This is a genomic window from Cobetia sp. L2A1 (assembly GCF_009796845.1).
GTDB lineage: Bacteria > Pseudomonadota > Gammaproteobacteria > Pseudomonadales > Halomonadaceae > Cobetia.
The window spans coordinates 1,525,233-1,537,768 of the sequence record NZ_CP047025.1; the positions used below are offsets into that span (position 1 = coordinate 1,525,233).

Genomic DNA, 12,536 nt, shown 5'->3' on the forward strand with positions numbered 1-12,536 from the left:
CCAGAGAGACGAATGGCGCGCAGCATACCAGATCAAGGTGGGGTTTCGCTCCACTGCAGTCGATGTGGGTCAAACCCAGCACTCAGAGTCGGTTTGATGATGTCAAAGTAAGGAGAGATATCGAAATCACGCGGTACAAACAGGCTGTGATGTCGAATGTGCAGCAGCTCTTGATAGCAGTGCAGGCAGTCAGGATCCTTCGAGGGTAATGACTCGATGTCGGGAAGAATCGGATAGCTCACCGAATGGAAGGCTTGAGCAATCAGCGATGAGCAGATTGCCCGCGTGGGGTCGCCACTGCCGAGCGCCAGCATCCTGCGGCGATAGCGGTTGGGGACTGGGGGCATGCGGATCAGATAGCGCGCCAGATCCACAATATTGCGCAGGTCATACTGGTGGCCAAGACGCGCTTCGGCATGCGCTACCAGCGCATCGACCTCATCATCGGTGAGGCCGACGGGGCGACAGATGCGAGTATGTTGATGCCAGTAGAGATTGAGAGGTACACGACGGACTCCCGCGGTGACATCCGCCTCCAGCAGACACTCACCAATGGTAGGCTTGCCAGCGTCATCAATGGGCGTGCGCGTACACAGTGCAGCATGTGACCAGGTCGATTGCGTCAGATACTTGATGGCCGTGCTGATGCGCGAAGATCCCTCTACCAGCAGCACATCGCCGCGTCGCAGTGTGGCAGCCAGCCTTTCTGGCGACGACGTGGAAGGGCGCAAGCGTTGGTGGTCAGGGCGCGTCAAATGCCGCGCCAGATGTTCACCCGCCTTGCTGACCACCCGATCGAGTCCGCGCATCCGGTATCCCCTCGCTAGCCTCCTTGAGCCAATCTCCTTGAGCCAATGATAGGCCAAACCTCGAGGTGTGAGGCGGTATCAGCGTCCCGGTGTCGGCACGTCATGATGACTGACGTCTTCGCTGCGAGCGGTTTCCGTCGCTTCCTCGTGATCATCGGCATCGGCCTTGGGCGCGAAGGTGGTATCACTGGTGTCCTGGGCCGGAGTCAGTGCCAGCTCGGTCAGCAGTGGGAAGTGATCCGAGCCGAACGCTTCCATGCGAGCGACACGCACGACACTGAAATGACGGCTATGGAACAGGTGGTCCAGCGGCCAGCGCAGCAATGGCAGACTGGCATGGAAGGTGTTGAACATGCCACGTCCCACGCGTGGATCCAGCAATCCCGACAACTTGCGGAACAGCCGTGTCGTGCGCGACCAGGCGACATCGTTCAGGTCGCCGGTGACGATGACCGGCTGATGGCTGTCGGCTACGCTCCTGGCCACGATGACCAACTCCGCGTCGCGTTCCGAGGACTCCTCGTTCTCGGTCGGGCTGGGCGGTGCAGGGTGCAGGAAATGCACGCGCACCCGATCACCGCTTTTCAGCTCAAGCTGAGCATGCATGGAGGGCACATCTTCCTCGACCAGGTAGTCGATGCTGGCATCGTGAAGAGGAAGACGCGAATAGACATGCATGCCGTAGAGATTGTCTAGCGGGCACTTGAGCGTGTAGCAATATCCCTCGTCTGGCCCGTCACCTTCCAGCACGTCGAGTCGCTGCTGCCACCAGGCGTCAGATTCCAGTGTCACCACGACGTCGGGCTGTTCGCGTTTGACGATGGCCAGCAGCTTGTCGCTCTCATGGTTGGTGGTCAGCACGTTGGCCGTCAGCAATCTGACATGTCGCTGAGGATCACTGTGAGCAGCCACTTCGGATTCATGCGGGAACAGGCGGGTGTAGGGCACGATCCAGTGTGCCTGATAGACAAGCCCTGCGAGCGCCACGAGCGCCAGCGGTATGCGCAGACTCCAGGCGATGTCGCCGACGCAGAGATCGGCAAGCAGCAGTGTGGCCCACAGCACGGCGAGTTGCAGGCGTGGAAAATCCATGACCCGGATGGACCAGTGGCGCAGACGCGTGAGAGGCAGCAGGGTGAACAGCGTCATCAATAGCGTCAGTACGCCAAGCAGGCTGAGGGTCATGTGAACTCCGGTCAGGTGATGGCACGAGAATTCAGTGCACGGGGGATATGTAGTGGTGACGAGACGACGAACAATCAACTCATGGAGCGACTTCCCAGCTGAACTTCAGCGTTCCATTCCTGGTCATGCCCTCGGTTTGCATCAGAGGGCAAGCCTCAGGTGACTTCCTGGCGCTGGCGCCACAAGCGTGCAATCCACTGCCAGCGATTGATCAGCAAGGCCATGAAGATCAGGCCGCAGCCAGCCATCTGGATCAGTGTCATGCGCTCCCCAAACCATGCGGCTGACATCAGTGCTGCCCAGACGGCTTCCAGCATCAGAATGACTGAGGCATGGCTGGGAGTTGTCATGCCCTGGGCATAGATCTGCAGGAAGAAGCGCAGTGTGCTGGCAAGCAAGGTGCTGGCCAGGAACCAACCAAGAATGTCCATGCTGATGCCCGCGGGCCATGTTTCGGTCGCGACGGAGAGGATCAGACAGGTAACGCCGGTCATCATCAACTGCAGTGCTGTCAGCGGTAGGGCGGGGATATTGCGCACGAGGCGCGAGTTGAAATTGAAGACCAGTGCGAACAGACACGCGGCCCCGAAGATCAACCATTGCGCCGGTTCGATATGGAAGCCGTCAGTGATTCCGGGTTGGCCCATGCCCAGCAAGCCAAAGCCGACCAGTGCCGTCGGTAGTGCCAGCCAGGTGCTGCGAGGAGGGCGGTCCTTGAAGAGCAGGCGCGCCAGCACCGGCACCATCAGAATTCCGAAACTGTTGATGAAGGCGATGACGCCCAGTTGATTGGAGAGCGCGACGCCCAACGACCAGCATGCCATGGCGCCTCCGAACAGGATGCCTACGCCACCGGCCCTCAATTTGCGGGAAGTGGAGAGCTGACGCAGGGAGCGGGCATCGAAGATCGCCAGTATCATCCCGGCCAGCAGAAAGCGGCTGCCGATAAACAGCAGGGGCGGCATGCCAGCCATGGCTTCCTTGGAGAAGATCCATCCTGCTGCGGCAACGATGGTGACCAGCAACAGGAGCAGGTCCGCCTTCAATGGCGGGCGGGTGGATATCGGCTTGGGGGCGAGACTCATGTGAACGCTCTGACTCCTTTATGCGTTATTTCTGAAGTTATCCTTATCCTACCAAGGCGTCGTGAGCGTTGCTGACCTTTATCTGTCGACAGGTCTTCACTCATCGCTTGCAGCTACAGTGGCTGTAGGTATTAGGATCTGTGCAAAGACATGGGCGCCGTCCCTGGAATAACACTGATCATTGGAGATCGCATGCGTCATGCATTTCACGCGTTGTTTTCATCCTCTTCGTCTCATGAAGCAGGTGCCGATCATGCGGCTGATGATAGCCATTCGCATGGTCATGCACATGGCCACGACCATTCGCATGACCAAGGACACGACCACGACCATTCGCACGGCCACGGTCACGATCATGCGCCGACCGTGACGGCCGATAGTGAGAAGCGCGTCAAGTTTGCCATGTATCTGACGGGCGGTTTCATGCTGGCGGAAGTGGTCGGAGGGTTGATTGCGGGCTCACTGGCTTTGCTGGCAGATGCTGGCCACATGCTGAGCGATACCGTGTCACTGGCGCTAGCGTTGGGCGCATTTCGTCTGGGCCATCGAGCAGCAACACGTAAACTGACGTTTGGGTATGCGCGCTTTCAAGTATTGGCCGCCTTCGTGAATGGTCTCACGTTGATTGTGATTGCGGTGGCGATTCTCATTGCAGCGATCAAGCGTCTCTGGCTGCCGTCTGACGTGCTTGCGGGTCCCATGTTGGCGATTGCTGTGTTAGGGCTTGTCGTCAATATCGTCGCCTTTTGGGTATTGCATAAGGGAGATCAGGAAAATCTCAACCTGCGCGGCGCCCTGTTGCATGTGATGGGCGATTTGCTGGGATCTGTTGCTGCCATTGCGGCGTCGATCATCATCATGACGACTGGCTGGAATGAGGCTGACCCTCTGCTGTCGTTACTGGCCGCTGTACTTATTCTGCGCGGTGCCTGGGTACTGGTGAAGCGTTCGGGCCACACCCTGCTGGAGGGTACGCCGGAGCATCTTGATCACGCCGATATCGATGCCGGACTTTTGGCGCTCGAAGGTGTTGAGAGTGTGCATGACCTCCACCTGTGGGAGTTGACGCCACAGTCACCGGTCGCCAGCTTGCATGTTGTCGTGGCGACGGGTGCCGTGGCGACGGAGGTTCAACAGCGCGTACAGACTTATCTACGCGATGAGCACAAGATCTCGCATGCTACTGTGCAGCTAGAGGGTGAGGCGTGCGAGCAAGGGTGTGTGACACCGCAGCACTAATCTATACCTCTCGTTCAGCTGTTGGCCTGTATGTCAGCCGGCAATTCGGCTTGTCATAAAAAATGCCCCGCTATATAGCGGGGCATTTTATTGTGGGTAACGACTCGCGAGTCGTTACCGCAGGACTTTCTCACGCACTATTTCTCAAGTGTCTTAGTGCTTGGCGACATAGACGGTGCGGATATTCATGAAGGCACCGAAGCCATATTCGCTCTGCTCACGACCATAGCCGCTCCCTTTGACACCACCAAAGGGTAGCTGGGCGAAGGGTGTCGTCGGGCGATTGACGAAGCTCATGCCCGCTTCGAGATGGCGAGCGACGCGCTCACCGCGCTCGAGATCCTTTGATACCACTGTGCTGCCGAGGCCATAAGGGCAGTCGTTCGCCAGCTGGATGGCATGGTCTTCATTCTCGGCAATCACAACAGACGCCACCGGGCCGAATAGCTCTTCATTGAAGGCTGGGTTGCCCTGCGTGACGTTGCTGAGCACCGTCGGCGGATACCAGGCACCGGCGCGGTCAGGAATTTCACCACCGCATTCGAGCTTGGCACCGGCCTTGATGGCGCGCTGGACTTGATCGTGTAGATCATCGCGTAGGTCTTTGCGCGACATCGGGCCGATATCGATACCTTCGACCAGCGGGTCGTCCATGCGCATCTGCTTCACTTTCTCGATCAGGCGCGCTGTGAAGTCCTTCGCCAGTGATTTATCGACGATCAGGCGCTTGGAAGCCGCGCAGCTCTGACCGGTATTATCAAAGCGACCAGCAATGGCGAGATCGACGGCCCGCTCGATATCAGCGTCATCCAGCACGATCAGGGGGTCTATCCCGCCGAGCTCCAGCACACTCGGCTTGAGCGCTGCGCCAGCCTGCTGGGCAACCTTACGACCGGCTTCTTCGCTTCCCGTCAATGTCACACCGCAGACAATCGGGTCATTGATGATGCTTTCCACCATCTCAGCACCGATGGGTAGCCAAGTGAACACACCTTCCTCGAAGCCTGCCTTATGGAAGAGCTGAGTGATAAGTTCGGCGCAGCCAGGCACATTGGAAGCGTGCTTGAGCAGGCAGACATTACCACCCGCCAGGTTGGGCGCTGCAAAGCGGACGACCTGGTATAGCGGATAGTTCCAAGGCATCACGCCCAGGACTGCACCCATCGGATCCTTGACGATCATGGCGCTTTCGGCACCCTCGACATCACGGGGCTCCGGGTCCATCAGTTCGTCCAGATTATCGGCGTAAAAACGGGTGATGCTGGAAGAAATCTGGGTTTCGCTGAGACCCTGTTGATAGGGCTTGCCCATTTCACGGGCGATCAGGGTAGCCATCTCCTCCTTGTGCTCATCGATGAGATCAGCAAGCACATTCAGTCGACGGGCACGCTCTTCTAGCGGTAGTTGGCTGTAAGCTGGGTAAGACTCGCGGGTCTGGTCTAGCTTGCGGGCCAGCTCATCCTTGCTCAGCGTGGCATATTCATTGAGAACATTGTCATTGGCTGGATTTGTTGCGGTCAGTGTCTTGTTGCTCATCTTGCCTCCCGTGAGGGTTGCCATGTCAGCATGAGATCGCCGGTGTTGGCACGATCCGTTGTGTTCCCCTAACACTTGCGGTGCGATGAGCGGTCTTCAAGGGGCGCTATCGAATTGATTGCGTCATCTCAGTGTTGCCGCAAAAACGCAGTTATCGCTCTTGAAAAGTCACTGTGTAGCAAGGAGAAGCGAGGAGCCTGCTCCAACTGGCTTGGCATGCGACAATACTGTCTTTTGGGCAGCAATGAACTCGAGGCAGGCCTCACGTTCAGAGTCAGCAAGATTCGCAAGGAGAGGAATAAAGCGTGTTCAACAATATTCTGGTGGTATGTACCGGCAACATTTGTCGCAGCCCGGTCGGCGAGGCGCTGCTGAAGCAGGCTCTGCCAGGCAAGACAGTTCACTCGGCAGGTGTAGGGGCTCTGATAGATCATCCGGTGGAGCCCACGGCCGGCAAGTTGGCAGAGGGTGCCGGACTTGATCTTGCCGCACATCGTGGGCGTCAGGTGTCGGTTGAGATGCTGACGGCTGCTGATCTGATATTGGTGATGAGTGACGGGCACCGCCGCGCCATCAATCAGATGGCTCCGCAGGTGAGCGGCAAGACCATGCTGTTTGGACGCTGGCTGGCGGGAGGGCAGGGTGAGGAAATTCCTGATCCCTATCGGAAAAGTGAGGCAGCGTTTGAGCACGCTCACAAGAAGTTGATCGAGGCAGCAGCACTCTGGGTCGCCAAACTCCAGTAACGCAGTGCAAGGGTCGATTAGTTTTTCATTTAAGAGCCTTGCAATATCTATACACAAACACCAGCTGATAAAATGGCCGGTGTTTGTGTACCTTGTAACCAAGATTTATTTTAACCCTGATTTCTCTGAATCAAGTTTATTAAAGCGGGAGCTGGGGGGCAAAGTATCAAGCCTGCTCCCGGAGGCGGTTCAATGGCACTGCTGCGGTCTCGATCAACGGTGTCGGCATGCCAATCGCATAGCCTTGGACATGATCGACACCAATGGTTGAGACCGAGGCCAATACCTCAGTACTCCCGACAAACTCAGCGATGGTCTTCATGCCCATTTCACGAGCTACCTCGGCGATGGCGCGTGCAATGGAGTAGGACACGCGATTGGTATCCATATCTCGGATGAAAGCGCCGTCGATCTTTAGATAATCGACAGGCAGGCTCTTGAGATAGCCGAAAGACGAGACACCGCTGCCAAAGTCATCCAGTGCAAAGTAGCAGCCTAACTCTCCTAGCGTCTCAAAGAAGATGCGTGCATCACTCAGACGCGTAATGGCCACCGTCTCGGTGATCTCGAAACATATCTTGTTGCCCGGAATACCACTTTCTCTCACGAGCGTGACGAGCGTTTCTCGGAAGCTGGGGCTACTGATGGAGTGGCCAGAGAGGTTAAGAGCGACCATTGTCAGTCGTTTGGCGTGAGCCTTCTGTGACGCTAGCCACGACAAATACTGGCGAATGACATACTCATCAATTGCTGCTGACAGGCCATAGCGCTCTGCCGCAGGCAGAAATTCACCTGGAGAAATGATGTTTCCATCACGTGACCTTAGACGTACAAGCACCTCGTAGTGCAGCTCTGAGGGATTTTCACATCCGACATGCGTAGAGACGATAGGCTGTTGAAACAATACTAGCCGCTGCTCTTCCAGTGCCGCGGTAATTTCGGCTACCCAGTGCATCTCTTGCATACGTAATGTGACCTGATCACCGGACTCGCAATGTCGATGCACGCGGTTACGCCCAGCGTCCTTGGCTTCATAGCAAGCAGCATCAGCGGCACTCAGTAATTGATGAGGATCATTATGGCTGCTGCTGATGCTGACCAGGCCAATACTCGAGCTGACACTGAATAACTTGTCATCCCACATGAATCGGAAGTTGGCGACAGCCTGTCGTAGATACTCCAGCTGCTGCTCGGCAACTTCCAGCGTCGTGTCGGGCATCAACAGACCAAATTCATCGCCCCCCAAGCGTGCCAGGAAGTCTTGCGGACGAAGCTCGGCACGAATGATGTCGATGAGCTGGATCAATAGTGCATCCCCGGCAGAGTGACCGCAGGTGTCATTGACGACCTTGAACTGATCGAGATCGATATAGGCTAGACAATGCACGGTATCGTCTACTCGCGCGTTATCACATAGTTGGGTCAATCTGACACGGAAAGCGGCACGGTTGAGCAGACCAGTCAGGCTATCGTGATTGGCTTCATGTATAAGTCGCTGCGACATGGTGTGATTGAGCGTGTTGTCGATCAGTGCAATCAGCGTATAGCCTTCCTGGTTGGGGGGCCCATCAATGGCTGAAACACTGATATCGGCGTGCACGGTATTGCCACTGGCATGGATGAAGCGGCAGCGCTGGGTGAAATATTCATCTTTACCGTGAATCAGTGCATGGTGCTGGGCCAGCAGGTGGTCCAGGTCTTGTGGCTCTACCAGCTCGCGTAGATAACAACTGGACAGCACCTCCTTCGAATAGCCCAGAATATCTTCCATGCGCTGATTGATGCGCAGCAGCTGGCCATTATTACCTAGGTGCGCCATCCCTACTGCGGAGTACTCGAAGGTGGCGCGATAACGCCGCTCACTGGCGCTCAAGCGTCGTTGCGTGATGTAGCGTTCACATTCGGTGGCCAGTTGTGAGGCGCGATCACAGACCGATCTTAGGAAGGCCAGTTCATCATCAGCCCACTCACGCGGGCTATTGCATTCAGTGCAGCAGATGACACCCACGATCTTTCCGGACATGCGCACGGGGCTATCGAGAATTGCCTTGATCCCATCATTGAACGTGCCCTGAAACAGCAGGTTGTCGTCGACTTCCGAGACATCGTCGATGGCGAGTACACGTTCCGCCTCAAGCGCTGAAAAGTAGCCTGAATATTGGGCCTTCGAGAGCACCTTAGGGAAGGCATTAGCCGTATCATCATGAGGTGAGGGCAGAGAGGAATCACGTACATGCAGCAGGTTCAAGACATCATCCCGCTCATCCATTCGCCAGAGGCTGACCTTGCGCACTTGCAGCCCCTCAGCCACCAGCTGACAGATCCAGGGCACCAGGCTTTCAATGTTGGTGCCATCGATATGACGGGTATTGCCAAGACGTATCAGCGCCGTCTGTTGATGTTCATAGCGGCGTAGCTTGCTTGCCTGGGCCACATTGGCCTGGTGCTGGTGATGAATGTCCAGCAGCGACCCGATGAAATGACGGGGTTCGTTGTCCTTGACGTCGAACTGGGCACGGAACTTGAACCAGCGATAATCTCCCAGTCGGGTTCGAATGCGCAGCTCTATGCTGAAAGGCGTATTTTTCTGGCGATTCTCTTTAAGCAATGCCTGAAACTCCTCACGCATTTCCGGCGCGACTCGCTCATGCAGTGCCTCGAGGCGACTGTCCAGTGTGCCGGGTGAATAGCCCAGCTGAGTTTCCAGACGCGACGAGATGGTCAGTCGATCATCACCCGCTTGCCACTCGATGATACCGTCCGAGATGCTGCACAGTATCCAGTTGGCGCGAGACTGACTGTCCCGCAACGCCATGCTGAGGTGGGCTCTCTGCATCAGTCGCTTGACCGCCTCAGTAATCATCATGGCCAGCTTGTTCAGCTGATCAAGAATGTCTTCGCTGGGAAGGCTCGTGCGCGGGGAAGTATCGAACATGCTCATGCAGCCGATGACATCGCCTTGAGAGTCGTACAACGGCAGTCCGATATAATAGCGAATGCCATCGCCTTTCACTGAGCACGTATCGCGAAGTGTTGCGTGCTCAAGTGAATCACACGTCATCAAGCGCTTCCCTTCAGAGACTGCTGCACCACACAGACTATCGTGAATCGGTACGATATCCGGAGTATTGTCATCCAGGCTGAGCCAGCGCTTCAATTGATCGCCATCACGCAATGTGATCAAGGCCAGCGGAGCGCTCGCAAGGTCAGCGGCCAGCTCAAGTATCAGCTGTGCCTGATGATCTTCTTTGCGTCGCAAGGTCTCGATGCAGGCTGAGGTAATGGAGGTATCAAGCATCAGAGAGTCCGGCATCGAGAGGCAGTCTTCCAATTGAGATAAGGGTGGCATGGAGGGTAAAGCAACCCTATCACAGCCAGACCTCATGATGATCCATGGCGTTTTCGCGAGTTGATCTACACCTTGTAAACTGTCGCCTGCAGCGCAGCCTGTGGCACAATTTTGCCACACTATTCTACTTTTGGAGGGTGTTTGAATGAAGGAGTCAGAACCGCGATGGAGTTGATCAAAGGATTCTGCGTTCTTTTACTCTGCCAGTTTCTGGGAGAAGTCATAGGCAGAGCGCTGGTGTTGCCTGTCCCGGGTCCGGTACTGGGGATGCTGCTGCTGTTGATGGGACTGATGCTGCGCGGACGGTTGCGAAAACGTATGCTTCCGGCGGTCGATAGAGAGGGTGAGGTCGCGCGACGTGACGATAAGGACATGGGGCAACGTCAGTTGGCTCGTGCCTTTTTGCGTGAACGTGTCCCTGCCAGTCTTCGGCTTGCCAGCAATGGTTTGCTCATGCACCTGTCGCTGTTATTTGTACCGGCAGGTGTAGGTGTCATGGTGCATTTCGATTTGATTGCGCGTGATCTGATGCCGATTATCGTCACGCTGGTTGTCTCGGTAGCGGTGACACAACTCGTCACAGCCTGGCTGCTACAGCGTTTGATTGATCGTCGCCCGTCTGCACCAGAGGCGCCCTCGTCCAGTGAGGCTTCCTTATGACACTGGCACCATTGGATACACTCTGGGTGTACTTAAGCGCCTCTCCATTACTGCATCTGCTGCTGACATTGGTCGCGTTCCTGCTGGCGACTGTGATCAATCGTCTGGCGCGCGGCGCCTCATTAGCTCATCCCGTATTGATTTCCATCGCGTTGATCGTGGCATTCCTGATGGTCACCGATACGGACTACGCAACCTATTTCGAGGGCGCCCAGTTCATTCATTTCCTGTTGGGGCCGGCGACTGTCGCCTTGGCAGTGCCGCTCTTCGACCATCTCGATCGCGTCAAACAGATGCTGTGGCCGCTATTGACGGCATGTTGTGTTGGAATCGTCACCGCGGTGACGACTACGCTGGGCCTGGCGTTGGCGCTTGGTGCACATACTGAGGTTGCACTTAGTCTGGCACCCAAATCTGTCACGTCACCCATTGCGATGGGGATTGCTGAGAAATTGGGCGGTATCCCATCGCTGACGGCGGGTCTTGTCCTGCTCACGGGGACACTGGGGTGTGTTCTAGGGCCGACGATGATGAAGCTTGCGGGGGCCAGAGACGATACGGTCAAGGGCTTTACCATGGGGCTGTCGGCACATGGGATAGGGACTGCGTTCTGCTTTTCATCGGTCAGCACGTTGGCGGGTGCCTTCGCCGGAATGTCCATGGGACTGACAGGACTGCTGACTGCATTTATCTTGCCACCGCTGGTAGGGATTTTTGGGCTGTAAACAGGTTTATTTGGAATACGTTGGGTTGGCTTAATTTTTCGTTAAGCCATGCGCGCCATGCTGGCTCACGTTCAATGATTCAGATGATCTACTTACGACAGCCAGTGAACTTGTATCGACAGGGTGCGTTACTAAAAATGTCATCCTTGCGACACATCGCTGTCAGTTAGATGAGGAATCATGATGGACGCATGTGAATCAGGCGTAGCCATGACACGACGTTAATGCGTCCGTGCGTACATTGCTGGCGATGCCCCGACTCAAGGAAAGCTCCATGTTCAGTCTATCTAGACGCCGTTTTGAACAGCGCCAGCACAGCAGCCTCTCCGGGCATCGTCTGCTTATTGAGGCGCCCATGGCATCGAGTTGTCGTGAGCTTTGCTGGCAGTTGGCATCCGCTGGCGCTGCGCTGACATTGGTTGAACGCGAAGGTGATGATCTTGCACTGCTGTGCCATCTGCTACCGGCTCTCTTCGGTCAGAAGCACCAAGTATTGAGCCTAAGCCCCGCCGACTCGGCAGGAAAGATGCTATGTGAACAACTCTCGGCAATGCCGGATACCCAGAGGCCTAATACACTGCTGACGCTGCCGGGAGATGGTGACTGGAAGCTCGAGAGTGGCCGAGCATGGTACGTGTTAAAGACGCACGGATGGCCGGTTGGCGTCAGGAACCGAGTGCTACAGCTTATGAATGATGGGCAGTCTTGCGCTTCCGGCAGTACCTCATTTCTTGAATTGATCCTGCAGTCTGACGGTGACTTTTTCTCAATGTTGCCGGCGCCGCGCCACACACGTGTCAGACTTCATGGGCCGGCGATGGTCACTGGGGAGGAAGATCCGTTACTGATGCGTTTGGCTCGTCATCAGGGCAGCCATCCAGTGACTGTTGCACGTCAGTCACGAGAGCTGATCTTGCGTTTACGTCTGGCGCGGACATCCCATGTTGCCAAGCGCACGTGGCTACGAGGTATATATACGTCGCGCCGGCTAGTTGGCTGGCCCCGCAGAATAGTTGAGCGGGGTGCACTGAGTCTGCGCGAAGAAAAAATGCTGCTGACCACACGTGTGGATAAATGGCGCTCAGTGCGTCATCAGTCCCGCCGTGCCTGAGCCTTGGTCATGGCAGCTTGGCATGAAAGTGACGCACCCAGGGCAAGCAGTGAAGTATGCTCATCGATGAACACCCGAGACGTCCGCTTCC

The 12,536-nt window shown here is 56.3% G+C and carries 10 protein-coding genes; 5 read left to right on the top strand and 5 right to left on the bottom strand.

Annotated elements, in window-relative coordinates:
• Positions 1-32 precede the first annotated feature (32 nt).
• The 3 genes from GQR90_RS06620 to GQR90_RS06630 all read right to left on the bottom strand — a co-directional run bounded on the left by GQR90_RS06620 (position 33) and on the right by GQR90_RS06630 (position 3,079).
• A complete protein-coding gene (locus tag GQR90_RS06620) occupies positions 33-809 on the bottom strand; it encodes a YiiX/YebB-like N1pC/P60 family cysteine hydrolase (protein WP_158773402.1) in 777 nt (258 codons plus the stop codon).
• 78 nt (positions 810-887) lie between these two features.
• Complete coding sequence (locus GQR90_RS06625) at positions 888-1,994, bottom strand: endonuclease/exonuclease/phosphatase family protein (protein ID WP_158773403.1); 1,107 nt, start codon at positions 1,992-1,994, stop codon at positions 888-890.
• Between the two features lie 155 nt (positions 1,995-2,149).
• A complete protein-coding gene (locus GQR90_RS06630) occupies positions 2,150-3,079 on the bottom strand; it encodes a DMT family transporter (protein WP_158773404.1) in 930 nt (309 codons plus the stop codon).
• Between the two features lie 366 nt (positions 3,080-3,445).
• Here GQR90_RS06630 and GQR90_RS06635 point away from each other — a divergent pair, with 366 nt between their 5' ends.
• A complete protein-coding gene (locus GQR90_RS06635) occupies positions 3,446-4,318 on the top strand; it encodes a cation diffusion facilitator family transporter (protein WP_233266463.1) in 873 nt (290 codons plus the stop codon).
• Between the two features lie 153 nt (positions 4,319-4,471).
• Here the strand turns inward: GQR90_RS06635 and GQR90_RS06640 are convergent, their stop codons facing one another.
• Positions 4,472-5,854: an NAD-dependent succinate-semialdehyde dehydrogenase gene (locus tag GQR90_RS06640; RefSeq protein WP_158773406.1), complete on the bottom strand. Its 1,383-nt coding sequence runs from the start codon at positions 5,852-5,854 to the stop codon at positions 4,472-4,474.
• Between the two features lie 305 nt (positions 5,855-6,159).
• Between GQR90_RS06640 and GQR90_RS06645 the strand changes: the two genes are divergently transcribed.
• Entirely contained in the window at positions 6,160-6,600 is a 441-nt protein-coding gene (locus GQR90_RS06645; RefSeq protein WP_158773407.1) for a low molecular weight protein-tyrosine-phosphatase, read from the top strand.
• Between the two features lie 166 nt (positions 6,601-6,766).
• Here GQR90_RS06645 and GQR90_RS06650 read toward each other — a convergent pair whose 3' ends face one another.
• Positions 6,767-9,898 (bottom strand): EAL domain-containing protein, encoded by a 3,132-nt coding sequence (locus tag GQR90_RS06650; RefSeq protein WP_158773408.1) that lies wholly within the window; start codon positions 9,896-9,898, stop codon positions 6,767-6,769.
• Between the two features lie 216 nt (positions 9,899-10,114).
• Between GQR90_RS06650 and GQR90_RS06655 the strand changes: the two genes are divergently transcribed.
• The 3 genes from GQR90_RS06655 to GQR90_RS06665 all read left to right on the top strand — a co-directional run bounded on the left by GQR90_RS06655 (position 10,115) and on the right by GQR90_RS06665 (position 12,445).
• Positions 10,115-10,609, top strand: a complete 495-nt coding sequence (locus GQR90_RS06655) for a CidA/LrgA family protein (protein ID WP_158773409.1) — start codon at positions 10,115-10,117, stop codon at positions 10,607-10,609.
• A gap of 26 nt (positions 10,610-10,635) precedes the next feature.
• Positions 10,636-11,334, top strand: a complete 699-nt coding sequence (locus GQR90_RS06660) for an LrgB family protein (protein WP_325064294.1) — start codon at positions 10,636-10,638, stop codon at positions 11,332-11,334.
• 274 nt (positions 11,335-11,608) lie between these two features.
• A complete protein-coding gene (locus tag GQR90_RS06665) occupies positions 11,609-12,445 on the top strand; it encodes a hypothetical protein (RefSeq protein ID WP_158773411.1) in 837 nt (278 codons plus the stop codon).
• Positions 12,446-12,536 lie beyond the last annotated feature (91 nt).

What these genes read in the sequence shown, in the direction of transcription:
- GQR90_RS06620 (WP_158773402.1), bottom strand. Translation starts at nt 809, where the DNA reads ATGCGCGGACTCGATCGGGTGGTCAGCAAGGCGGGTGAACATCTGGCG.
- GQR90_RS06625 (WP_158773403.1), bottom strand. Translation starts at nt 1,994, where the DNA reads ATGACCCTCAGCCTGCTTGGCGTACTGACGCTATTGATGACGCTGTTC.
- GQR90_RS06630 (WP_158773404.1), bottom strand. Translation starts at nt 3,079, where the DNA reads ATGAGTCTCGCCCCCAAGCCGATATCCACCCGCCCGCCATTGAAGGCG.
- GQR90_RS06640 (WP_158773406.1), bottom strand. Translation starts at nt 5,854, where the DNA reads ATGAGCAACAAGACACTGACCGCAACAAATCCAGCCAATGACAATGTT.
- GQR90_RS06650 (WP_158773408.1), bottom strand. Translation starts at nt 9,898, where the DNA reads ATGCTTGATACCTCCATTACCTCAGCCTGCATCGAGACCTTGCGACGC.
- GQR90_RS06655 (WP_158773409.1), top strand. Translation starts at nt 10,115, where the DNA reads ATGGAGTTGATCAAAGGATTCTGCGTTCTTTTACTCTGCCAGTTTCTG.
- GQR90_RS06665 (WP_158773411.1), top strand. Translation starts at nt 11,609, where the DNA reads ATGTTCAGTCTATCTAGACGCCGTTTTGAACAGCGCCAGCACAGCAGC.